Source organism: Sulfurivermis sp. (assembly GCF_059410345.1).
In genome coordinates this window covers 82,090-103,831 of record NZ_JBLJDO010000010.1, presented here as the reverse complement: position 1 = coordinate 103,831, position 21,742 = coordinate 82,090, and the positions used below count along the sequence as shown (strand labels likewise).

Here is a 21,742-nt window from a genome sequence, read left to right as displayed (position 1 = left end):
CTGCCCTGGAGAAAACTCCCTCCCCCTTGCAGGGGGAGGGTTGGGGAGGGGGCTGTCGCGCCACCACTGCCCTGGAGAAAACTCCCTCCCCCTCGCAGGGGGAGGGTTGGGGAGGGGGCTGTCGTGCCACCACTGCCCTGGAGAAAACTCCCTCCCCCTCGCAGGGGGAGGGTTGGGGAAGGAGCTGTCGTGCCACCACTGCCCTGGAGAAAACTCCCTCCCCCTCGCAGGGGGAGGGTTGGGGAAGGGGCTGTCGTGCCACCACTGCCCTGGAGATTACTCCCTCCCCCTTGCAGGGGGAGGGTCGGGGAGGGGGGAATGCCTTCATTATCAACAGCTTCTCCAAGTACTTCCAGATGACCGGCTGGCGCCTGGGCTGGCTGGTGGTGCCGGAAGGCTACATCCGTGAGGTCGAAAAACTGGCCCAAAACCTGTTCATCGCCCCCTCCACCCCAGCCCAGTACGCCGCCCTGGCCGCCTTCAGCGCCGACACCCTGGCCATCCTCGAGGCGCGTCGCGCCGAATTCCAGCGCCGCCGTGACTACCTGCTGCCGGCCCTGCGCGAGCTGGGCTTCGACATCCCGCTCACCCCGCAGGGCGCCTTCTATATATATGCCGACTGCAGCCGCCTCGCCGCCGACAGCCGACGACTCAGCCGCGACCTGCTGGAGCAGGCCGGTGTCGCCGTCACCCCCGGCGCCGACTTCGGCAGTCACCAGCCCGAACGCTACCTGCGCTTCGCCTACACCACCGACCTGACACGCCTTCAGGAAGGCGTGGAGCGTATCCGTCGTTTCCTCGGACGCTGATCCCCATAGCAGCTCACTCCGTGGGCGAAGGGTTCTGCCCGCCGCAGCATCGTTCGCAGATGCGCTGTACTTAAGGAAGGTCCGAATAAGTCCATCCTGGACCTCTCAGCCCACGCGGCACATCCCTGTGCCGCGGAAGCTCTGAACTTATTCAGAGTTTCCTTAAATCTATCCTGCAGGATTGTGCGTTGGTGTCTTGGTGCTAAAATGCATTTGTGTGGTTAAACAGAGGTTGTGAGTATGAGCAGGCTGACTATTACACTGGATGACGCGTTGCACCAGGCGCTGAAAGAGGCTGCGGCCAGGCAGGGCCGCTCCATCGGCAAGATCATTGAAGAAGGGTTGCTGCTGCGCGGCATCAAGCCGCTGGAAAGTGCCCGGCAGCTTGTGGCGCGTGCCCGTGCACAAGCGCACCTCAATGAGAACGAGGCTGTGCAGCTGGCTGTTGAAGAGACCCGCGCCACCCGCAAGCCATGACGCCTCGCCTGTTTATCATCGACACCAACGTTGTCGTTGCCGGGTTGATTACAGCGCAGGCATCAAGCCCCACCGCCATAGTTCTCGATGCGATGCTTGATGGCCGGGTACTCTACCTGCTGTCGCCCGCCTTGCTGCGCGAATACAGGGCTGTACTGTTGAGGCCAAAGCTGGCCCAGATGCACGGTCTTGATGAAGCCGAGGTCGATACCTTTCTCGTGGAGATAGCTGCCAACGCCATTTGGCGTGAGCCTGTCGATGATGCTGCGAACCCCGCTCCCGATCCGCAGGATGCTCATCTATGGGCGCTGCTAGCGGGCGAGCCCGCTGCAATACTGGTTACCGGGGACCGCCTGTTGCTCGAAAACCCCAGGCCGGGAAGCTCCATCGTAACGCCTTCAAGTTGCCTGGAGTTATCGGGTATGTGCGCGAAAAAGCAATAGGGATCCACTCCGTGGGTAGGCCACAGAGGCTGACTCATGGTCAAGCCTGTTCGCCGAGAGAATACGGCTCCTGCACTTGGAGCCGTCGACATTCATGTGGTTGGCGGCTACCGAAAGAACTACAATATGACCATCTAGTTAGTCATCCCGGGAGCGGACTATGGACAGCACCACCGTCAGTATCGCGGATGCCAAGGCTCGGCTCAGTGAGTTGGTCGAACTCGCAGCCAGCGGGGAAACAGTCGTCATCACCAAACGCGGCAAGCCCGTATTGCGACTTTCCCGACAGGAAATTCCGCGTCAGCCCGTCGATGTGAGCGTATTGCGCCAGTTGACCGCCGGATTGCCGCAGCAAACTGAAGATGCGGGCAAGTTTGTACGCTCAATGCGTGATGAGGCACGCTATTGATGCTTTATCTCGACACCAGCCTGCTGGTCGCGGCATTCACCAACGAGGTGCGGACCAGGGAAATGCAGGACTGGCTCGCCGCCCAGCCGCCGGAACAGCTTGCCATCAGCGACTGGGTTATCACCGAATTTTCTGGTGCCTTGTCGCTCAAGGTCCGAGCCGGACATCTGTCGCCCGCCCAACGGGCAGAGGTGCTGGCTGCGTTTACCGCCATGGCCGATGCATCGTTTACCGTCCTGCCGGTTTCACGCCTTGAATTCCAAATGGCGGCACGGTTTGCCGATCAGTACTCGACAGGGTTGTGTGCGGGTGACGCCCTGCACCTCGCGGTCGCATCAACCCATGGTGCACGGTTGTGTTCTCTGGATCAGGTGCTGGCAAGTGCGGCAGAAGCCTTGGGCGTCAGCGCCGTTCTGCTGTAGACCGTGATAGTGAAAGGGCTTTTCAGCCCCAGGGTCTCCTTGACTTGCCCCACGTAAAATCATGTAATACGCCATCTGTTCAACGGCTGAACATGGAATGCTCGACGAAGCCACCCACTACCGTCTCCTCAAGCTCCTCCAGGACAACCCGGAGCTCACCCAGCGCGAGCTGGCCGAGGCGGCCGGCGTCAGCCTGGGCAAGATCAACTACTGCCTCAAGGCGCTGATCGCCAAGGGCCTGATCAAGGCCGCCAACTTCAGGAACAACCCCAACAAGAAGGCCTACGCCTACCTGCTCACCCCCACGGGGCTGGAGGAGAAGGCGCGTATTACCCTGCGTTTCCTGCGCCGCAAGCAAGAGGAGTACGTCGCGCTCAAGGCCGAAATCGAGCGCCTGCATCTCGAGGTGGCTCACCTCAACGCCGAAACGACGCATGATTTTGAGAAGGAATCCGATGAAGCCGGACAGCAGTCAGCGTGAAGTGGTGTGGCACCACGCCACCGTCACCCGCCAGCGCCGCGAGCAGCTCAACGGCCACAAGACCGCCGTGCTGTGGTTTACCGGTCTGTCCGGCGCCGGCAAGTCCACCCTGGCCCACGCGGTGGAGGAGGCGTTGCACCAGCGCGGCTGCCGCACCTTCGTGTTCGACGGCGACAACGTGCGTCATGGCCTGTGTTCCGATTTGGGTTTTTCCGTTGCCGACCGCAGCGAAAACATCCGCCGCATCGGTGAAATGGCCAAACTCTTCGTCGAGGCCGGCGTCATCGCCCTGACCGCCTTCATCTCGCCGCTGCGGGCCGATCGGCAGCGGGTGCGGGAGCTGATGGGGCCGGGGAATTTCATAGAAATCTACGTCAAGTGTCCGCTGGAGGTTTGTGAGACGCGTGATGTCAAAGGTATGTACCAAAAGGCGCGGGCCGGGCTGATCAAGGAGTTCACCGGCATTTCCTCGCCCTATGAAGAACCGGCAAACCCCGACCTGATAGTCGACACAGCCGAAGAAACACTGACGGAGAGCGTAAACAAGGTAGTGGCATTGCTGCGCCAGCGCGGCGTGATTGGTGGAAATGATATGGAGGGGACGCAATGCGTCTGACGGACCAACAGGCCAAATTGATTAAGAGCCACGTACAAAGGTACTTCGGCGCGGATACCAAGGTTTGGCTGTTCGGTTCGCGTGTGGACGATCAAAGAAGGGGCGGCGATGTTGATCTGTACATCGAACCTGAGTTCGCCGACCTGACCTCCGAATTGAAGTGCAAAATCGATCTGGAGGACGACCTTGATTTGCACGTAGATATGGTGATCAACCAGATAGGTAAGGAAGACCCCATCTATCGTCTAGCGAAACAGCAGGGGGTACGCCTGTGACAGAGCATATTCGCTTGATTCACAAGAAGATCGATCATCTGCGTAGGATGAAGGATTATCTCGCCTGGTCCTTGGGGCAAGTCAGGGCGTTCGTGCCCATAGCCGACTGGGGGACGCTGACGCCGGAGCAGCACGAGTCGCTCGCAGCGTTCCGTATCCGCTTCAGCGAGTTTCAGGAGCATCTCGGCAAGACCATGCGTGCCATCGCGATTGAAGAGGAAGAGAACACCGAACCCTTCGGCGCGGTACTCGCCTACATGGAAAAACTTGAAATTCTCGATTCAGTCGAACATTGGCGTTTGATACGCGAGCTTAGAAACTCCGTAAACCACGAATACGAAGAAGATGAATCGCGTCTTACCGATTTTTTCCGGCGATTGGCGGATGAGACGCCGACTCTGTTTGAATATTTCCAGCGTATGCAGAGATTTGTTGATAAGGCGTATGGAAAACGGCAATCGTAGGAGCCCACTCTGTGGGCGAAAGACGCCGGAGCGGGGCGCCATTCACCGAGAGGACTCGGCTCCTACACAGGCACAGACACGCAATTGAACGCAGGAGCGGCTCCGCCGCGACAACTGACAAACAACGACATACATACATACATGGCCATCAACCTATTGCACCACCGCAGAGCCTGGGTCTGACATGAGCAAGCTGCCCTGTTTCAAGGCCTATGACATCCGCGGCCGCATCCCGGACGAGCTGAACGAGGACATCGCCTACCGTATTGGCTGTGGCTATGCGGCCGTCATCCAGCCCTCAGGGCCGGTAGCGGTCGGCTGGGATATCCGCCTCACCAGCCCGGCCTATGCTGCCGCCGTGATCCGCGGCCTCAACGACAGCGACGTCGACACCCGCTCCATCGGCCTGTGCGGCACCGAGATGATCTACCACGCCGCGGCCCAGTCCGGCATGGGCGGCGGCATCATGGTCACCGCCAGCCACAACCCCATGGACTACAACGGCATGAAGCTGGTGCGCGAACAGGCGATCCCCGTCAGCGGCGACAGCGGCCTGAACGATATCGAACGTTACGCCCGGGAACACGCAGGCCCGGCCGTCAAGGGCAAGGGCAGCGATCAGCCCTGGGACATCATGCCCAGCTTCGTCGCCAAGGCGCTGTCCTTCATCGACCAGACCAAATTCAAGCCGCTGCATCTGGTGGTCAACGCCGGCAACGGCGCTGCCGGACCGGCCTTTGACGCCATCGCCGCCCATCTGCCGTTCAAGATCACCCGTATCCACCACCAGCCCGACGGCACCTTCCCCCACGGCATCCCCAATCCGCTGCTGCCGGAAAACCGCGCTGCCACCGCCGAGGCTGTGCGCCGGCACGGCGCTGACATGGGCATCGCCTGGGATGGCGACTACGACCGCTGTTTCCTGTTCGACGAGAAGGGAGACTTCATCGAGGGCTACTACATCGTCGGCATGCTCGCCGCCCAACTGCTGCAACACAATCCCGGCGCCAAGATCATCCACGACCCGCGCCTGACCTGGAACACCATCGATATGGTCCGGCAGGCGGGCGGTATCCCGGTCATGAGCAAAACCGGTCACGCCTTCATCAAGGAGCGCATGCGCAGTGAAGACGCCGTTTACGGCGGTGAAATGTCGGCCCACCACTACTTCCGCAACTTTGCCTACTGCGACAGCGGCATGATCCCCTGGCTGCTGGTGGCCGAATACATCTCCGCCTCCGGCAAGCCACTCTCGGCATTGGTGGAGGAACGCATCAAAGCCTACCCATGCAGCGGCGAGATCAACTACCGCGTGGCCGATGCCCCGGCCACCGTCGCCCGCATCGAGGCGCACTACATGAATCCCCTCCCTCCCTCAGGGAGCCACATTAGTTCCACCTTTCCCTCAGGGAGCCACATTAATTCCCCCCCTCCCTCAGGGAGCCACATTAATTCCCCCCCTCCCTCAGGGAGCCACATTAATTCCCCCCCTCCCTCAGGGAGCCACATTAATTCCCCCCCTCCCTCAGGGAGGGGGGCAGGGGGGAGGGGATCAATAACCGTCGACCGCACCGACGGCCTCAGCATGGATTTCGGCACTTGGCGCTTCAACCTGCGCTCCTCCAACACCGAGCCGCTATTGCGCCTCAACGTGGAGACGCGCGGTGACGAACGATTGATGCAGGAAAAAACACGCGAGTTGGAAAAACTGATTACAACGTAGGAGTCCACTCCGTGGGCGAAAAGGCACAAGAGAACAAAACGGTAACGCAGCGCGACAAAAACTATGAACGCACAACCCGATATCCAGGCCGTCATCCTCGCCGGCGGCAGCGGCACCCGCCTGTGGCCGCTCTCCCGCGAGCAGCTGCCAAAGCAGTTCCTCTCCATTGATGGCGGCCACACCCTGCTCGAAGCCACCATCAGCCGCCTGCATCCGCTGGTCACGCGCGAGCATGTCCTCATCGTCACCAAAAAGGACTACGCCCAAGGCGAGGCCTACCATGCCCTCAGCCCCTACCAGACCCTGCTTGAACCGGAAGGCCGCAATACCGCGCCAGCCATCGCCCTGGCTGCCGCCTGGCTGACGCGCAACGGCGAGGATCCCGTCATGCTCGTTCTGCCAGCGGACCACGTCATCAAGGAGCCGGCATTGTTTCAGACCGCCCTGCGCCAGGCTGTGGTGGCGGCGCAGAACGGCCAACTGGTCACCTTCGGCATTACCCCATCGCGGCCGGACACTGGCTTCGGCTACATCCAGGCCGGTGCCGCCCAGAGCGGTAACGTGCACGCCGTGCAACGCTTTGCCGAAAAGCCGGACCTCGCCACCGCAGAATCCTTTCTCCGCGACGGCAGTTATTACTGGAACTCCGGCATGTTCGTCTGGAAGGCCTCGGCCATCCTGCAGGAGATCACCCACCATCTCCCCGAAGTGACGGCCATCCTCAACGATATCACCACCGAATGGCAAAGCGGCAACGCCGCCGAGGCTGTTTCCCGGCACTTCCCGCGCATGCCCAGCATCTCCATCGATTACGGCGTGCTGGAAAAGACCGCCAACGTTGCCCTTATCCCCTGCGACATCGGCTGGTCTGATGTCGGTAGCTGGGATGCGGTGCACGAAGTCTCCGACAAGGACGCAGCCGGCAACGCCACCCAGGGCAACATCATCGCCGTGGATTGCCGCAACGCCCTGATCCAGAGCAACAAGCGCCTGGTTGCCGCCATTGGTGTGGAAGACCTGAATATCATCGAAACCCCCGATGCTGTCCTCATCACCAAGCGTGGCGAGAGCCAGCGCGTGCGCGAGGTGGTCGATACCCTGAAGCGTAACAACGCCCAGGAACACATTGCACATCTCACCGTGCAGCGCCCCTGGGGCAGCTATACCGTGCTCGAAAGCGCCAACGACTTCAAGATGAAGCGCATCACAGTCAAGCCCGGACAAAGCTTGAGCATGCAGCGCCACATGCACCGCTCCGAACACTGGATCGTCGTTGCTGGAACTGCCACGGTAACCCGTGACGACGAGGTGATCGCCATCGCCAAGAACCAGAGCACCTACATTCCCATTGGCGCCAAACATCGGCTGGAGAACCGCGGCAAGATTCCGCTGCAGATCATCGAAGTGCAGGTGGGGGAGTACCTGGAGGAGGATGATATCGAGCGCTTCGACGATATCTATGGTCGATAAGACAGTTGTTCGAATCCATCTCAAGAATATGTCGTTGTGCCTGTTGAGTTGCACTTACGAGTTGAATCCTCCGCACAACTTCTGCCGGTCAGCGAGATATAATGTGCCGCTATGAATATCCGGAATGTGGTCAAGCTTTTTCTTCTGTATCTGGGCCTGCTGGCGGCCGCCAACGTGGCTATCTCCTGGGGTGGCAAGCTTGAGTTTGACGTTGTTTCCCCACAGTTTATTTCCCGCGCAATTTGGTCTGTTATTGTCCTGGGCTTGGGCTGGGCTATTTATGACGCCCGTGTCCGACCGTTGGAGGTGGTGAGGGCCAATCCTTTTTTCTGGGCCTTGCTGGTATTGGCGGGGCTTTCGGTAATCTGGTCGGTCGCGCCCATGTTCAGCGCGAAGCGCGTAGTACTGTTGGCGGTGATGTTCCTTATCGGTGCTGCGTTGGCCCGGACCGTGTCCTTCGGCACTGGTGTTGGCGTACTTCAGGCTGCCTTGGTGACGATGGTGATAGGCAGTGCATCTGTGGTCTGGTCTGCACCGGACATTGGGTTGCACGGCACCATACACACAGGCTCCTGGAAGGGGCTGTTCGGCCAGAAGAACTGGCTGGGCAATGCGGCGGCGCTGTGGGGGGCGCTCTGCCTGGCTCTGGCTCTGTCCGCCCTCCGCCCGTCCGGGGTACTGGTGGCGCTGGCCGGCATTGTCGTTGCCGTCTTGGTGATGTGGAAGTCGGACTCGGTGACGTCGTACTTCGGGTTTGCCGCAAGTGTGGTGGTGTTGCTGGTGCTGTTTTCCGTGCAACGGGGCTGGCTTAAGGCATGGCAGCTGGCGATTTTATCAGGGACGGCCCTGCTTCTGCTCGCGGTGTTCTACGGGGAGCTGTTCCGGCTATTTGGCCGCAACGAGACGCTGACCGGGCGCTGGTCCATTTGGCAGACCCTTTGGCCCATCATGCTGGACCGGCCATTGCTTGGGTATGGCTATGACGCCTATTTGCACGCGGATGGAGTGGTCGAGCGGCTGGGGAAGTGGAAGGACATGCTGGCAGGGGGGGGCAATGTCCACAATGGCTTTATCCGCCTGCAGGTAGATGTGGGGCTGGTGGGTGTCCTGCTGGGGTTGGGTATGTTTGTGCATTTGTTCTGGCGGTTGGTTGGCTGGATCCGCCGGCGCGAATTTGACCGCCCCCGCTATATCGCGGCGGGGATGTGGACGGTGATCTTCCTGCACCAGATTGCCGAGCCGTCGATGTTCATGCCCGTGAGTCTCAGCGTGGTCTTGCTTGTGTATACCTCGCTCATTTCCTATTCCCCATCAGAACCCCGCCCTGCATGAAGCCCGCTGCGCCATTCTGGCTGGCCCTCCTCCCTTCCTTTCTGCAGGCCAGGATTGTACACCGCGCCGGGTTGGTTAATGCCTTATCGAACACTGCCTGGCTTTTCTCGGATAGGGTTTTGCGCATGGGGGTTGGTCTCATCGTCGGCGTCTGGCTGGCGCGCTATCTCGGGCCAGAACAGTTCGGCTTGCTGAGTTTCGCCATGGCTCTCGTGGCCCTGTTCGGCGCGGTGGCTTCGCTCGGCCTGCAAGGGATAGTGGTCCGCGACATCGTGCGCGACCCGCCCCAGGCGCCCGATATCCTGGGGACGGGGTTTGTGCTCCAGTTGCTGGGAGGGCTAACGGCGTTCGTCTTGGCGACTGTGACCATCGCCTATCTGCGCCCGGATGATGCAATGGCCCGGCTGTTGGTTGCTATCTTGGGAAGCTCCCTGGTGTTCCGTTCGCTCGATGGCGTGCGCTATTGGTTTGAATCGCAGGTACAGTCCAAATATGTGGTTTGGGCGGAGAATGCCGTTTTCCTCGGCATTGCTATCGCCAAGATCAGCATGATACTGGCCGAGGCACCGCTGGTGGCCTTCGCGTGGGCAGCGTTCGCCGAGGTGGTGGTGGTGGCTTTGGCCCTGGCCGGGGTATATCAAAAAACGGGCGGGAATTTTGCAGTTTGGCGGGTTAAGTTGGCGCGGGCTGCGCGCCTGCTCAAGGACAGTTGGCCGCTGGTACTCTCCGGCGTGGCCGTCATGGTATACATGCGGATCGATCAGATCATGCTGGGACAGATGCTGGATGACGGCGCGGTGGGCATCTATACCGCCGCGGTACGTATCAGCGAGGTCTGGTACTTCATCCCGACGGTGATTGTAGCGTCGGTATTCCCGGCGATCATCGAGTCGAAGAAGCTGGGTGAGTCCATCTACCTCGCCCGGCTGCAGAAGCTGTACAGCCTGATGGTGGTGATTGCCCTTGTGGTGGCCGTGCCCCTGACTTTCCTATCGGACTGGTTGGTGCTGCTTCTGTTTGGCGAGGGATATGCCGAGGCGGGGATGATACTGGCCATGCATATATGGGCGGGAATCTTTGTATTTCTTGGTGTGGTGAGCGTGCGGTGGTTTTTAGTTGAAGGCTTGTCGATGTATATTTTTTACCGAGCCATCATGGGGGCAGTGGCCAATGTGACGCTCAATGCTGTGATGATTCCGGCGTACGGCGTCGTTGGAGCAGCGGTGGCCACGGTTATTTCGCAGGCTGTTGCCAGCGTGCTGCTCAATGCGCTGAGCGGGAGGACGCGGGTTGTATTTGTTATGCAGTGCAGGAGCTTTATCGGGGCGGGATTATTTCCGATGCGATGATAGCTATTCCGAAATTCTGTCTAGGTTATTTCTCTGACTCTAATACCGCAGTATAGAAATGGGGAGAGTATGTTAGTCTCACATAATCACAAATTTATCTTTATTCACATCCCAAAGGTTGCCGGAACAAGTGTTATACACGCGCTTAGCCCATACATCGACAAGGATGACTCCTTGTGGTTGAAAAGGATTGCTTCTAGGGTGCGATTCTTTGAAAAGTTTCTAATGCACCCACCACATTTGACCGTTCAGCAAGTGATAGATAGATTTGGCCAGGAAAAATATGCTGATTATTTTAAGTTTGCGTTTGTGAGGAATCCTTGGGATTGGCAGGTTTCTTTATATCACTACATGCGTCAAGAAAGGCGTCACTTTCAGCATGAAATTGCATGTCAATTTAAAGATTTCAAGGAGTACTTATATTGGCGTGCCAAGCCGGAGAATGCGAGGCTTCAATGTGAGCATGTACTAGACAAGGACGGCAATATTGCGATTGATTTTATTGGTAAGTTTGAGTCAATAAACGATGACTTCGAGAACGTTTGTGAGAAGATTGGAATTAGTGCGAATTTGCGCCACTTGAATCGATCACGACACAGGAATTATATGGATTATTATGACGATGAATCGCGCGATTTGATTGCCCACGTATTCAAAGATGACATTGAGTTGTTTGGCTATGCATTCAATTCATTCACCGAAGCAAAAATCTGATTTCCGCCTCAGCACGTTTTGCGCCCAGAGTATCTGTGAAACCGGATCAAGATCGGATTAGAGCATGCAGCGTTGTATCGAGGCTATGAAAACAAAGCGCGTCCGTAGCAAAATGTTAGTACGTTTCCTATTTTTGGGTAGATAATGCAGTCACCAGTCTTATTTCTAGTGTTCAATCGCCCCACACCTACTGCCAAGGTGTTCGAGGCGATACGAGCTGTCCGACCCCCGCGCCTGTATGTCGCCGCCGATGGGCCGAGAGCAGATCGGGAGGGTGAAGCTGTGCGTTGTGCGGAGGTCAGGCGCATCGCAACACAAGTAGACTGGCCTTGCGAGGTTCGTACTCTGTTTCGAGACGAGAACCTAGGCTGCAAGGCGGCGGTGTCCAGCGCGATCACCTGGTTCTTTGAGCAGGAGGCGGAGGGAGTGATCCTGGAGGACGATTGTGTGCCGCACCCGGAATTCTTTTCTTATTGCGATACGCTACTGGAGCGGTACCGCAATGACGAGCGCGTTTGGGTTGTCACCGGCGACAATTTTCAGCAGGGAATACGCCGCGGCGACGCATCGTATTACTTCTCCAAGTACAACCATGTGTGGGGCTGGGCGTCATGGCGGCGGGCCTGGTGGCACTACCAGGGAGATATACCGTTTTGGCCTGACTGGCGCCGGTCCGCAGACTGGATGGAGCATGCCGCAGACCCGGTTGAACGGCGTTACTGGACACAAATCTTCGACCGTATCCACCGCAATGAAATCGACACCTGGGACTACCCTTGGACAGCTTGTATCTGGTATCACGGCGGTTTGACGGCGACGCCTAACACAAACCTGGTGATGAATATAGGCTTTGGGCCGGACGCGACGCATACCAGGTCCGGCGCGGAAGATCACGAAATTGCGGTGGCCCCGCTGGGGACCATCATTCATCCAGTATCGGTCGTGCGGGATGTGGACGCGGATAAATACACGTTTGATATGGCTTTTGGAGGGCGGAGCCTGCGTTGGCCCAGGCGCGGCGTTTCATTGGCCAAGCTAGCCGTGCGGCGATTGATCGGATTCATGGGTTCTGGAAGGACCAGGGCATGACCGACTCCCAACAGGTGTGCCGGGCATGCGGCGCCGTGGCCAATGGCTTGGGGGTCGGCGAGGTGCTGGGGCAGGTGGTGCAATATGCTGAGTGCCCCGCGTGCGGATACGTGCAGACGGAACAGCCCGATTGGCTGGAGCAGGCCTATGGGGAGGCGATCAATGTCTCCGATACGGGCATATTGGCCCGTAACCAGGTCAATGCGGATATCGTCGTTTCTGCATTGTCGTTGTTGGGTGGGTTGGGATGGCGTGTGGTTGATGCCGCGGGTGGTTATGGAATACTCGTCAGACTGCTGCGTGACTTGGGCGTCGATGCCTATTGGTCAGATCGCTACTGTGCAAATCTGTTGGCACGCGGTTTCGAATATGACGGGGCCGGTGCGGGCCTGGTGACCGCATTCGAGGCATTCGAACACTTCGTGGAGCCGGGAGAAGAGTTGGACAGACTGCTAGCCATTGCCCCCAACGTGCTGCTCTCGACCGTGTTGATTCCCAAGCCCACGCCGCAGCCGGGTGACTGGTGGTATTACGGATCCGAGCACGGCCAGCATATCGGTTTTTTCAGGGCAAGAACTCTTCAGAAACTGGCTGAGGCGCGGGGAAAGTGGTTTGTGACGGACGGTCGTGCCTATCACATGATAACGGAACGGGCTGTAAGCGGTTTTGCATGGAAGTTGTTGCTGCGGTTGCGCAAGGTCGTTTCCATGGCCGCCGGCTGGAGGCTGGAGTCAAAAACCTGGGACGATCACCTGTTGCTGTCGGGCTCCAAGGACAAGTTTGAATAGCTCATGCGGATTGCCTTCGACCATCAAATATTCGCTGCACAGACCTATGGTGGTATATCCCGCTATATTGCCAGGCTCGCGCAACAGTACGTGGCAGGTGGCGAAGAGGTCCGAATTATTGCTCCTCTTCATGTCAATCGGTACATTTCCGGGTTCCAGTCCGGTGTTGTCTACGGTACTTCTCTAAGAAGGCTGCCTCCCCATACCTATCGCTTTGTCTCGGCTTTTAATCACGTGGCGTCAATTCCGGTGTTGCACTCGTGGAAACCCGATGTGCTGCATGAAACCTATTATACGAGTCGTGATCTTTCATCAAGAAAATGCCCGGTGGTCATTACTGTGCATGACATGATTCATGAGCTATATGCAGGGCAGTTTTCCAGGAGAGATACGACCAGTCGGGACAAGAGGCGCGCCGTGCAGCGTGCGGACCACGTGATATGTATTTCGGAGAATACACGGCGGGATCTGATTCGGTTGCATGGTGTGCCGGAGAACAAGACGTCGGTCATATATCATGGCTTCGAGATGTTTGAGGTGAAAAAGGCCGATGGGGCGGAGATGCCTTATCCTAGGCCATACTTGCTCTATGTCGGATTGAGAGGCGGGTACAAAAACTTTGAAGGATTGCTCCGCGCCGTGGCAGCGTCGCCCATGCTGCGGGCTGACTATGATGTCATTGCTTTCGGCGGTGGTTCATTCAGGTCTTCAGAGACTGCCATGATCTCGCAACTGGGATTCGGGGACGATCGTGTCGTGCAGATGGGAGGGGATGACAGCCTTCTTGGGGAACTCTATGCGCATGCCGATGCATTCGTTTACCCGTCGGCGTACGAGGGCTTCGGGTTTCCTCCTCTTGAGGCAATGACGCAGGGGTGTCCGGTTGTTGCCAGCAATACCAGTTCTATGCCGGAAGTTATTGGTGATGCAGGTGAGTTTTTTGAGCCTGAGTCAGTCGAAGATATTAGGCGAGCCATTGAGACCGTAGTTTACTCGCAGGACAGAAGGCAAGAGTTGGTGCGGCTTGGATATGCCCGTATTAAGAGGTTTTCTTGGGAGAAATGTGCATCCGAGACCATGGCTGTGTATCGTTCAGTGCAATAGTCATGAAGGTAATTGTTCCGCTCTGCCAATGAAGTACAACGCTTAGCCGGATGACGCCGTCTCTGATTCCGATGGTGCTATGGACAAATGACTGTTTCGAAATAATGAACGCCATAGGGGTATGGATCCCACAGAAGTCGCCTGCAATGCAGAACATGCCAAGAATGTTTTGAATTATTAATATGACGGGATTTCTTGTATGGCAATAAAGGCGCTCATTACCGGCATTACCGGTCAGGATGGTTCCTATCTGGCTGAGTTCTTGCTGGAAAAAGGATATGAGGTCCATGGCCTGCTTCGCCGGGCCTCTTCGTTCAATACGGGACGTATTGACCATCTGCATGCCGCTATACAAGGGGCGGGGCGCCGCTTGTTCCTGCACTATGGCGACCTGTCCGATTCCTCCAATCTAATCCGCCTGTTACGCGAGATAGAGCCGGATGAGGTGTACAACCTGGCGGCGCAGTCCCATGTGGCGGTGAGCTTCGAGTCGCCGGAATATACAGCGGACGTGGATGCACTGGGTACTTTGCGCCTGCTGGAGGGTATCCGCGTTCTCGGGCTGGAGAAGAAGACTCGCTTCTACCAGGCATCGACCTCGGAGCTTTATGGCCTGGTGCAGGAGGTGCCGCAGCGCGAGACCACGCCGTTCTATCCGCGCAGCCCGTATGCCGTGGCCAAGCTCTATTCCTACTGGATCACGGTGAATTACCGCGAGTCCTACGGCATGTATGCCTGCAACGGTATTCTGTTCAACCATGAATCGCCACGCCGCGGCGAAACCTTTGTCACCCGCAAGATTACCCGTGGCCTGGCGAATATTGCGCTCGGTCTGGATAGCTGTTTGTTTATGGGAAACATGGACGCGCTGCGCGATTGGGGGCATGCCAAGGACTATGTGCGCATGCAGTGGATGATGCTGCAGCAGGAGGTGCCGGACGATTTTGTTATTGCCACGGGTGTGCAATATTCCGTGCGCGACTTCATCAGCAAGGCGGCGGTGGAGTTGGGGATCGTTCTGCGCTTCGAGGGGCGCGGCCTGGAGGAGAAGGGCATCGTCGAATCTGTCAGTGGGGACAAGGCGCCCTGCGTAAAGCCGGGTGATGTAATCGTAATGGTGGACCAGCGTTTCTTCCGTCCCGCCGAGGTGGAAACCCTGCTGGGCGATCCGGCCAAGGCCAAGGCGAAGCTGGGTTGGGTGCCTGAGATTACCCTGGATGAAATGGTCAAGGAGATGGTGGCCTCTGATCTGGAGGAGGCGCGGCGCCATGCCTTGTTGAGGCAGCATGGATTTGAGTTGCCGATTTCAAGGGAGAGTTAGCGTTTAGGAGCCGAGTCATTTCGGTGAGCAGCACGGCGCCCATGGGACGCCCTACGGATGGTTGATTGAATGAGTAGAAAGCAGGATGACTAAACCTTGCATCTTCGTGGCCGGTCACCGCGGTATGGTGGGCGCTGCCATCGTGCGCCGGTTGCACGCGTTGGGTTACGACAACATCATTACCCGTAGCCGCCAGGAGTTGAACCTGCTCGACCAGCAGGCGGTCGCCCGCTTCTTTGCGGAGCATCAGGTTGACCAGGTGTACGTGGCGGCGGCAAAGGTAGGGGGGATTCACGCCAACAATACCTACCCGGCGGAATTCATCTACGAAAACCTGATGATCGAGGCCAACCTGATTCATGCGGCGCACGCGCATGGGGTGCAGAAACTGCTGTTCCTCGGATCGTCGTGCATCTACCCGCGCCTGGCGGAGCAGCCGATACGTGAGGATGCCTTGCTTACTGGTGCCCTGGAGCCCACCAATGAGCCCTATGCCGTAGCCAAGATCGCCGGCATCAAGCTGTGCGAGTCCTATAACCGCCAGCATGGCCGCGACTACCGCAGCGTTATGCCGACCAATCTGTATGGCCCCGGCGACAACTTTCATCCCGAGAACAGTCATGTTATTCCTGCGCTGATGCGACGCTTCCACGAAGCTAAAGAGAGGGGAGACGCGGAGGTGGTGGTTTGGGGTAGCGGCACGCCACGACGCGAATTTCTCCATGTCGATGATATGGCCGCGGCCAGCGTGCATGTGATGGAACTGGCGCCGGAGGTGTATCAGGCGAATACCCGGCCCATGTGCTCGCATATCAATGTGGGCTGCGGCGCGGACGTAACCATCCGCGAACTGGCCGAAACCGTTTCCCAGGTGGTGGGATTCCGCGGACAGGTTGTGTTCGATGCAAGCAAGCCAGATGGCGCGCCGCGCAAACTGCTGGACGTATCCCGTCTGTCGGCGATGGGGTGGAATGCCGCTATTACCCTGGAACACGGGCTGCGGGATACCTATGAGTGGTACCGGGCTCAAGGCACTGCGGCCAGGCGCTAAACATGTGCTTCGAATGCGTAGTCAGGCATAGGGCGTTTCATGGGCGCCGTGCCACGGCGGGCGCGCATATGCGAATGTTTTTTAGATAATAGCCCCCGTTGCATCTGGACTCGACGCTTGAATTATTTGAACTGACCTGCGACATCACATGACTCAAGCAGTGCCTACCATCTCCGTGATTACCGCCACCTACAATGCGGCGAAGGTTCTGCCATCGCTGATCGAAAGCCTGCGGGCACAGAGCGACAGAGATTTCGAGTGGATCGTCGTGGACGGTGCATCGACCGATGGCACTGTAGATATCCTACGGAATGCTGGTGATGTCGTAAGTCGCTGGGTATCCGAACCTGACTTCGGAATTTATGATGCCTTGAACAAGGCTTTGCATATGGCGAGCGGAGAGTACTATCTGGTGGTTGGCGCCGATGACCTTCTAACTGAGGGGGCCATAGCAAACTATCGGATGGAGGCGGCAAGTTCAGGTGCGGATGTGGTTACGGCACCGGTTGTGGTCAACGGCAAGACGATTCATTGGAGGAAAGGCCCCTCTTGGCTCTGTGGGCAGGCCGCCTTTGTTTCATCCCATGCGGTAGGGACGTTGTTACGGAAGTCACTGCACGATAGGTTCGGGATGTATTCCCGCAAGTTTCCCATCGCCGCGGATCAGTTGTTCATCAAGCAGGCGTGCATGGGCGGTGCGTCACTGCACCGGGCCAGCTTCGTGGCGGGAGAGTTCGGCAGCGACGGCGCCAGCTCCATTGATGTGGCCGGAACCTTGTCCGAGGTGTTCCGGGTACAGTTGGCAACGGAGGGAAAGTATCTTCAGACCTTTCTCTATATCCTTCGCTTGCTCAAGAATATACACAGGTTGTAGCCGGTTATGTCTGTTCCACGAATTTCAGTGGTCGTGCCCCTGTACAACAAGGCTAGGCACATCGGTGCCACGATTGCGTCAGTGCTGGTGCAGAGCTATGCCGGATTTGAGCTGGTGGTCATCGATGATGGATCAACCGATGGCGGCGATGAAATAGTGGCCGCCATCAATGACCCGAGACTGCGTCTGGTGAGGCAGCAGAATGCAGGCGTCTCGGTAGCGCGGAATCGCGGCGTTGAGGAGAGTCGTGGCGAATACGTCGCGTTTCTTGACGCGGATGATGAGTGGATGCCGTGGCATTTGGAGGAGCTCATTGGCCTGACAGACGAGTTTCCCGGCAGGGGGATATACAGTGTTGCACACGAAATCGTGCAGGGAGACATTGTGTATTACCCAAGCACCGGTGTTGCCAAGGGTTTTCGGGGTAGTGTGGACGATGTTGCCGGAACATTTGCCAGGGGGCTGGCGCTGGTGAACAGCAGCACGGCCTGCGTTTCAAGGGATGCATTTGTCCGCTCGGGAGGATTTCCGGTGGGGGTCAAGCGAGGCGAAGACGTCTACCTATGGTTGAAGATTGGCATGAGTGAGGGGCTGGCCCATAGCGCAAGGGTATGTGCCCGCTACAATCGTGATGCCACGAATCGCAGCAACGTCAGCGGCAGTCATGAAGTCCCCTATTATCTGCAATGGCTAGATAGTCTTGTCGAACGAAATTCTGCGCCGCCTCGTGAGGTGCCTGGTATCCGTGCGTTGTTGCGGAAGGGCATCATTTTCTCCGCCGCCGGTTACAGGGTTGACGGAGATTTTTCAGCCATTGCGGCGTTACGCGGGTTGCACGTTGTGCGTGCCAACACTCTGCTGAAGATGTTTCTTGCGCTCATCCCCCTGGTTCCGCGGCCTGTCCTGTTGTTTGCCAGGCATTACAGGCACGGGCGGGCGTAGGTGAGACAATGAAGAAGCGAATACTCCATGTTGTCGGCGACTCGAAGTACGGTGGTGGTTCGCTAATTATTATTCATCTGGCACTGGCGGCCATGGAGGCGGGCTTTGACGTCGACGTGCTGGCGACCGATCCGGTGTTTCAGGATGCGCTGAAGTCCAGCGGCATAGGTGTGGTTCCGCTGGACTGCATTTGGCGCGATATCCGTCCGTTCAAGGATATTATCGGTCTGTGGCGCCTGCGCCGCTATCTGATCGCACACCCCTACGATATCGTTCATACGCATACCTCAAAGGCAGGGTTTGTCGGGCGGGCAGCGGCCTGGATGGCGAGGATTCCGGCGATTGTTCATACCGTCCATGGTTTTGCCTTTCATGAGGAAAGTTCACGGGCGGCGCTCCGGGTATATTCGTTTCTTGAGCGCCGTGCCGCCCACTGGTGTCACAGGCTAGTGACTGTGAGCCGCTTCCACCGGCAATGGGCACTGGAACTGGGCATTGGATATCCCGGCCAGGTTGTGGCGATACCCAATGGGATTCCGGCAACGCGGGTTGCGCAATCGCGGAGTTCGGAAGCCGTGCGGGCGGAATTGGGCATTGCTCCCGAAACAGTGATGGTGATGGCGCCCGGCAGGCTGGCGCCGCAGAAAGGCCTTGAATATTTGGTGGAGGCGTTCGAACTGTTGGTGCGCCGCGGACGGCGCAATGCCGTTCTGGTGATCGTCGGCGACGGCGTGTTGCGCGAACCTCTGCAGCAGAAGTGTCGTGAACTCGGTATCGATGAGAGGGTTGTTTTTACTGGCTATCGGGCAGATATCGGCGATATTGTTTCTGCCAGCGATTACATTGCCCTGCCGAGCCTGAGGGAAGGCCTGTCCATTGCCTTGCTGGAGGCCATGGCGGCAGGCAAGCCTATCGTTACCACATCCATTGGGAGCAATCTGGAGGCCACTGATAATGGCCGTGTTGCGAGTATCGTCCCGCCCAAGGATGCAGTAGCTCTGGCGGATTCCATCGAGCATTTGCTCCAGAATCCCGATGTCGCCGCAGGGCTCGGGAGGGCGGCGCGGGAGCGGTTCGATGCATGTTATACGGAGCGGCGGATGCTTGATGCTTACGTGTCCTTGTATCATGAGCTGCTGGACGAGCGGGGCAAGGCATGATTATTCGCAATGCCGAAATCATGGACCTGTCGCGGATTGTGGCGGTGCATCGTGGTGCATTCCCTGGCTTTCTGATGACCCGCCTTGGGCCGCTGTTCCTGATGCAATACTATCGTCTGGTGTTGTCCTATCCGCGCCGCATTTTTTTAGTGGCTGAGAACGCCGGAACGGTGTGTGGGTTTGTGGCCGGATTTGTTGCGCCCAGCCTTTTCTATAGAAATCTCAAGGTAGCCAAGGGGCGCCTGGCGATGAGCGCATTTATTTACCTCGCAATCCGGCCTTGGCTGTGGATGCGTGTGTTTTCGAGTTATGGGCGGGCAGGGCGCAGCGCGTCGAGTGGCGGCAGTGATGCATCGGTCGCCGAGTTGGCCTCGCTGGCGGTGGCGCCGGAATATGCCGGACGTGGCTATGGACAGCGGTTGGTGCGTGAATTCATTGTCAGCGCCGGCGCGGATGGCGCCCGGTGTGTTGCCCTGACGACCGATGCAGAGTGCAATGAGCGGGTGAACTCATTCTATCAAGGTTTGGGGTTCCATGCGGCGCGCAGCCTCGTCGCCGGAGGCGAACGGCAAATGGTTGAATATGTATATGAGATAATACCGGTGTCCACGGACATGGGAGAACATCATGGCGGATAACGGCGGGAATGCGGACTTTCTACCGTTCGCGCTACCTGATATTGGCGAGGAAGAAATAGCCGAGGTAGTGGATTCCCTGCGTTCCGGTTGGATAACCACCGGGCCGAAGGCAAAGCGCTTCGAGGCTGAATTTGCGGCGTATATCGGGGAAGGGCTGGAGGCCGTGGCGGTGAACTCCGCGACGGCCGGGCTCCATTTGGCGCTGGAAGCGGTCGGTGTCGGCCCCGGCGATGAAGTGATTACCACACCATACACCTTTACCGCCACGGCCGAGGTAGTACGTTATTTGGGCGCCGATCCTGTCTTTGTCGATATCGACCCCAAGACGTTCAATATCGATCCTGCCAGGATCGAGGCGGCTGTAACGTCACGTACCAAGGCGATTATTCCGGTTCATTTCGCTGGCTTGTCGTGCAACATGGAGGCGATCCACGACATTGCCAGCCGTCACGGACTGAAGGTGGTGGAGGATGCGGCTCATGCCTTGCCGGCAACCTTTTCCGGTGGCGTCATAGGTTCGTTGAAGAGTGACGCTACGGTGTTCAGTTTCTATGCCACCAAGACCATTACCACCGGAGAGGGCGGGATGGTCGTTACGCGAGATGCGGCCGTCGCGGCACGTTGCAGGGTGATGCGTTTGCATGGCATCAGCCGGGATGCGTTCGACCGCTATGTGTCGACCAAGCCTTCCTGGCAGTATGACGTCGTGGCTCCGGGCTACAAGTACAACCTTACCGATTTGGCGGCGGCCATCGGGATTCATCAATTGCGCAAGGCGGATGCATTCCAGGCGCGTCGCGCCGCCATCGCCGCGCGCTATGACGCGGCCTTTGCAGGGTTGCCGGTACTACTGCCTCCCCACGCGCCAGATGGAGATACTCACTCGTGGCATCTGTACGTGCTTCGGCTCAAGGATGATGCCCCCGTGGATCGCAATACCTTCATTGAGCTGATGGCGGCACGGGGGGTCGGATGCAGCGTACACTTCATTCCGTTGCACCTGCAGCCCTACTGGCGCGATGCGTATGGCCTTCGGTCTGATGATTTTCCCCATGCGCAGGCGACTTATCGGGCGGCCGTCAGTCTGCCTATTTATACGCGCATGAGCGATGCCGAGGTGGACAGGGTTATCGCGGCGGTCCTCCAGGTTCTGGGCGGCAAGTCACCATGAGGATGAAGCGGCTTTTCGATCTGGTCTGTGTGATACCCGGCATTATTGTATTGGCGCCGCTGTTTTTGTTGATCGCGGTTTGGGTCAAGCTGGAGTCGCCCGGGCCGGTGTTTTTTCGCCAGGAACGGGTTGGCCTCAACGGCCGATTGTTCCGGATTTTGAAGTTCCGCACCATGGTTGCCAATGCCGAATCTCTGGGGGGGCAACTGACAGTAGGCGCAGACCGTCGGGTTACAAAGGCAGGTCATCTGTTGCGCCGCTATAAACTGGATGAGTTGCCACAATTGTTTAACGTTCTACTTGGGGATATGTCGCTGGTGGGACCGCGGCCAGAGGTGCCGCGTTATGTGGCGCTCTATACGGATGAGCAGCGGCAAGTGCTGAGACTACGGCCAGGCATTACCGATCCTGCATCGATTGAGTTTCGTGCCGAGGCCGAACTTCTGGGAACGGCGGATGATCCTGAACGGTACTATATAGATGTTCTGATGCCGGAGAAGATCAGATTGAATATGGAATACTCCAAACGCGCGACCCTATGGCAGGACATCCTGACCATCTTCCGCACGTTGGGCGTTATTGGCAAGTAGGCACGTTGCGCTTGCTGCTACGGAAAGGCG

At 58.0% G+C, this 21,742-nt stretch carries 24 protein-coding genes and 1 pseudogene; all 25 read left to right on the top strand.

Annotated elements, in window-relative coordinates; genetic code table 11:
- Positions 1 to 248 precede the first annotated feature (248 nt).
- A pseudogene (locus tag ACMV8A_RS09785) lies at positions 249 to 809 on the top strand (aminotransferase class I/II-fold pyridoxal phosphate-dependent enzyme); the annotation flags it as partial.
- A 240-nt stretch (positions 810 to 1,049) separates the two neighbouring features.
- Positions 1,050 to 1,286 carry a ribbon-helix-helix protein, CopG family gene (locus tag ACMV8A_RS09780; protein WP_495325594.1) on the top strand — a complete coding sequence of 79 codons (237 nt, stop codon included), beginning with the start codon at positions 1,050 to 1,052 and terminating at the stop codon, positions 1,284 to 1,286.
- A complete protein-coding gene (locus ACMV8A_RS09775; protein ID WP_495325593.1) occupies positions 1,283 to 1,729 on the top strand; it encodes a putative toxin-antitoxin system toxin component, PIN family in 447 nt (148 codons plus the stop codon). Before ACMV8A_RS09780 ends, ACMV8A_RS09775 begins: the two co-directional genes overlap by 4 nt.
- A gap of 160 nt (positions 1,730 to 1,889) precedes the next feature.
- A complete protein-coding gene (locus ACMV8A_RS09770) occupies positions 1,890 to 2,138 on the top strand; it encodes a type II toxin-antitoxin system Phd/YefM family antitoxin (protein WP_495325592.1) in 249 nt (82 codons plus the stop codon).
- Positions 2,138 to 2,560 carry a type II toxin-antitoxin system VapC family toxin gene (locus tag ACMV8A_RS09765; RefSeq protein ID WP_495325591.1) on the top strand — a complete coding sequence of 141 codons (423 nt, stop codon included), beginning with the start codon at positions 2,138 to 2,140 and terminating at the stop codon, positions 2,558 to 2,560. The genes ACMV8A_RS09770 and ACMV8A_RS09765 overlap by 1 nt, the downstream gene beginning before the upstream one ends.
- 97 nt (positions 2,561 to 2,657) lie before the next feature.
- The gene (locus ACMV8A_RS09760; RefSeq protein WP_495325590.1) at positions 2,658 to 3,041 is read left to right on the top strand and encodes a MarR family EPS-associated transcriptional regulator; all 384 of its coding nucleotides are present in this window, start codon (positions 2,658 to 2,660) and stop codon (positions 3,039 to 3,041) included.
- On the top strand, positions 3,016 to 3,657 hold the full coding sequence (gene cysC, locus ACMV8A_RS09755; protein ID WP_495325589.1) for an adenylyl-sulfate kinase: 642 nt from the start codon (positions 3,016 to 3,018) through the stop codon (positions 3,655 to 3,657). Before ACMV8A_RS09760 ends, cysC begins: the two co-directional genes overlap by 26 nt.
- Complete coding sequence (locus ACMV8A_RS09750; protein ID WP_495325588.1) at positions 3,648 to 3,932, top strand: nucleotidyltransferase domain-containing protein; 285 nt, start codon at positions 3,648 to 3,650, stop codon at positions 3,930 to 3,932. The genes cysC and ACMV8A_RS09750 overlap by 10 nt, the downstream gene beginning before the upstream one ends.
- Before the next feature lie 14 nt (positions 3,933 to 3,946).
- The gene (locus ACMV8A_RS09745) at positions 3,947 to 4,396 is read left to right on the top strand and encodes a hypothetical protein (RefSeq protein ID WP_495325587.1); all 450 of its coding nucleotides are present in this window, start codon (positions 3,947 to 3,949) and stop codon (positions 4,394 to 4,396) included.
- Positions 4,397 to 4,580: 184 nt separating this feature from the next.
- Complete coding sequence (locus ACMV8A_RS09740) at positions 4,581 to 6,119, top strand: phosphomannomutase (RefSeq protein ID WP_495325586.1); 1,539 nt, start codon at positions 4,581 to 4,583, stop codon at positions 6,117 to 6,119.
- 63 nt (positions 6,120 to 6,182) lie between these two features.
- Entirely contained in the window at positions 6,183 to 7,589 is a 1,407-nt protein-coding gene (locus ACMV8A_RS09735; RefSeq protein ID WP_495325585.1) for a mannose-1-phosphate guanylyltransferase/mannose-6-phosphate isomerase, read from the top strand.
- A gap of 111 nt (positions 7,590 to 7,700) precedes the next feature.
- The gene (locus ACMV8A_RS09730) at positions 7,701 to 8,921 is read left to right on the top strand and encodes an O-antigen ligase family protein (protein ID WP_495325584.1); all 1,221 of its coding nucleotides are present in this window, start codon (positions 7,701 to 7,703) and stop codon (positions 8,919 to 8,921) included.
- The gene (locus ACMV8A_RS09725; RefSeq protein WP_495325583.1) at positions 8,918 to 10,270 is read left to right on the top strand and encodes a flippase; all 1,353 of its coding nucleotides are present in this window, start codon (positions 8,918 to 8,920) and stop codon (positions 10,268 to 10,270) included. The genes ACMV8A_RS09730 and ACMV8A_RS09725 overlap by 4 nt, the downstream gene beginning before the upstream one ends.
- A 69-nt stretch (positions 10,271 to 10,339) precedes the next feature.
- Entirely contained in the window at positions 10,340 to 10,984 is a 645-nt protein-coding gene (locus tag ACMV8A_RS09720) for a sulfotransferase family 2 domain-containing protein (protein ID WP_495325582.1), read from the top strand.
- A 381-nt stretch (positions 10,985 to 11,365) separates the two neighbouring features.
- On the top strand, positions 11,366 to 12,073 hold the full coding sequence (locus ACMV8A_RS09715) for a hypothetical protein (RefSeq protein ID WP_495325581.1): 708 nt from the start codon (positions 11,366 to 11,368) through the stop codon (positions 12,071 to 12,073).
- On the top strand, positions 12,070 to 12,861 hold the full coding sequence (locus ACMV8A_RS09710) for a class I SAM-dependent methyltransferase (protein ID WP_495325580.1): 792 nt from the start codon (positions 12,070 to 12,072) through the stop codon (positions 12,859 to 12,861). Before ACMV8A_RS09715 ends, ACMV8A_RS09710 begins: the two co-directional genes overlap by 4 nt.
- Positions 12,862 to 12,864: 3 nt before the next feature.
- Entirely contained in the window at positions 12,865 to 13,965 is a 1,101-nt protein-coding gene (locus ACMV8A_RS09705) for a glycosyltransferase family 4 protein (protein ID WP_495325579.1), read from the top strand.
- A 199-nt stretch (positions 13,966 to 14,164) separates the two neighbouring features.
- The gene (gmd, locus tag ACMV8A_RS09700) at positions 14,165 to 15,286 is read left to right on the top strand and encodes a GDP-mannose 4,6-dehydratase (protein WP_495325578.1); all 1,122 of its coding nucleotides are present in this window, start codon (positions 14,165 to 14,167) and stop codon (positions 15,284 to 15,286) included.
- Between the two features lie 85 nt (positions 15,287 to 15,371).
- The gene (gene fcl / locus ACMV8A_RS09695; protein ID WP_495325577.1) at positions 15,372 to 16,337 is read left to right on the top strand and encodes a GDP-L-fucose synthase; all 966 of its coding nucleotides are present in this window, start codon (positions 15,372 to 15,374) and stop codon (positions 16,335 to 16,337) included.
- Positions 16,338 to 16,485: 148 nt separating this feature from the next.
- Complete coding sequence (locus ACMV8A_RS09690; RefSeq protein WP_495325576.1) at positions 16,486 to 17,211, top strand: glycosyltransferase family 2 protein; 726 nt, start codon at positions 16,486 to 16,488, stop codon at positions 17,209 to 17,211.
- Between the two features lie 6 nt (positions 17,212 to 17,217).
- Positions 17,218 to 18,153 (top strand): glycosyltransferase family 2 protein, encoded by a 936-nt coding sequence (locus ACMV8A_RS09685; RefSeq protein ID WP_495325575.1) that lies wholly within the window; start codon positions 17,218 to 17,220, stop codon positions 18,151 to 18,153.
- 8 nt (positions 18,154 to 18,161) lie between these two features.
- Complete coding sequence (locus ACMV8A_RS09680; protein WP_495325574.1) at positions 18,162 to 19,313, top strand: glycosyltransferase family 4 protein; 1,152 nt, start codon at positions 18,162 to 18,164, stop codon at positions 19,311 to 19,313.
- Positions 19,310 to 19,951 (top strand): GNAT family N-acetyltransferase, encoded by a 642-nt coding sequence (locus ACMV8A_RS09675; RefSeq protein WP_495325573.1) that lies wholly within the window; start codon positions 19,310 to 19,312, stop codon positions 19,949 to 19,951. The genes ACMV8A_RS09680 and ACMV8A_RS09675 overlap by 4 nt, the downstream gene beginning before the upstream one ends.
- A complete protein-coding gene (locus tag ACMV8A_RS09670) occupies positions 19,941 to 21,122 on the top strand; it encodes a DegT/DnrJ/EryC1/StrS family aminotransferase (protein WP_495325572.1) in 1,182 nt (393 codons plus the stop codon). The genes ACMV8A_RS09675 and ACMV8A_RS09670 overlap by 11 nt, the downstream gene beginning before the upstream one ends.
- Positions 21,119 to 21,712: a sugar transferase gene (locus ACMV8A_RS09665; protein WP_495325571.1), complete on the top strand. Its 594-nt coding sequence runs from the start codon at positions 21,119 to 21,121 to the stop codon at positions 21,710 to 21,712. The genes ACMV8A_RS09670 and ACMV8A_RS09665 overlap by 4 nt, the downstream gene beginning before the upstream one ends.
- Positions 21,713 to 21,742 lie beyond the last annotated feature (30 nt).

Coding starts and splice junctions, on each gene's coding strand:
- ACMV8A_RS09780 (WP_495325594.1), top strand. CDS start 1,050: ATGAGCAGGCTGACTATTACACTGGATGACGCGTTGCACCAGGCGCTG.
- ACMV8A_RS09775 (WP_495325593.1), top strand. CDS start 1,283: ATGACGCCTCGCCTGTTTATCATCGACACCAACGTTGTCGTTGCCGGG.
- ACMV8A_RS09770 (WP_495325592.1), top strand. CDS start 1,890: ATGGACAGCACCACCGTCAGTATCGCGGATGCCAAGGCTCGGCTCAGT.
- ACMV8A_RS09765 (WP_495325591.1), top strand. CDS start 2,138: ATGCTTTATCTCGACACCAGCCTGCTGGTCGCGGCATTCACCAACGAG.
- ACMV8A_RS09760 (WP_495325590.1), top strand. CDS start 2,658: ATGCTCGACGAAGCCACCCACTACCGTCTCCTCAAGCTCCTCCAGGAC.
- cysC (WP_495325589.1), top strand. CDS start 3,016: ATGAAGCCGGACAGCAGTCAGCGTGAAGTGGTGTGGCACCACGCCACC.
- ACMV8A_RS09750 (WP_495325588.1), top strand. CDS start 3,648: ATGCGTCTGACGGACCAACAGGCCAAATTGATTAAGAGCCACGTACAA.
- ACMV8A_RS09740 (WP_495325586.1), top strand. CDS start 4,581: ATGAGCAAGCTGCCCTGTTTCAAGGCCTATGACATCCGCGGCCGCATC.
- ACMV8A_RS09735 (WP_495325585.1), top strand. CDS start 6,183: ATGAACGCACAACCCGATATCCAGGCCGTCATCCTCGCCGGCGGCAGC.
- ACMV8A_RS09730 (WP_495325584.1), top strand. CDS start 7,701: ATGAATATCCGGAATGTGGTCAAGCTTTTTCTTCTGTATCTGGGCCTG.
- ACMV8A_RS09725 (WP_495325583.1), top strand. CDS start 8,918: ATGAAGCCCGCTGCGCCATTCTGGCTGGCCCTCCTCCCTTCCTTTCTG.
- ACMV8A_RS09720 (WP_495325582.1), top strand. CDS start 10,340: ATGTTAGTCTCACATAATCACAAATTTATCTTTATTCACATCCCAAAG.
- ACMV8A_RS09710 (WP_495325580.1), top strand. CDS start 12,070: ATGACCGACTCCCAACAGGTGTGCCGGGCATGCGGCGCCGTGGCCAAT.
- ACMV8A_RS09705 (WP_495325579.1), top strand. CDS start 12,865: ATGCGGATTGCCTTCGACCATCAAATATTCGCTGCACAGACCTATGGT.
- gmd (WP_495325578.1), top strand. CDS start 14,165: ATGGCAATAAAGGCGCTCATTACCGGCATTACCGGTCAGGATGGTTCC.
- fcl (WP_495325577.1), top strand. CDS start 15,372: ATGACTAAACCTTGCATCTTCGTGGCCGGTCACCGCGGTATGGTGGGC.
- ACMV8A_RS09690 (WP_495325576.1), top strand. CDS start 16,486: ATGACTCAAGCAGTGCCTACCATCTCCGTGATTACCGCCACCTACAAT.
- ACMV8A_RS09685 (WP_495325575.1), top strand. CDS start 17,218: ATGTCTGTTCCACGAATTTCAGTGGTCGTGCCCCTGTACAACAAGGCT.
- ACMV8A_RS09680 (WP_495325574.1), top strand. CDS start 18,162: ATGAAGAAGCGAATACTCCATGTTGTCGGCGACTCGAAGTACGGTGGT.
- ACMV8A_RS09675 (WP_495325573.1), top strand. CDS start 19,310: ATGATTATTCGCAATGCCGAAATCATGGACCTGTCGCGGATTGTGGCG.
- ACMV8A_RS09670 (WP_495325572.1), top strand. CDS start 19,941: ATGGCGGATAACGGCGGGAATGCGGACTTTCTACCGTTCGCGCTACCT.
- ACMV8A_RS09665 (WP_495325571.1), top strand. CDS start 21,119: ATGAGGATGAAGCGGCTTTTCGATCTGGTCTGTGTGATACCCGGCATT.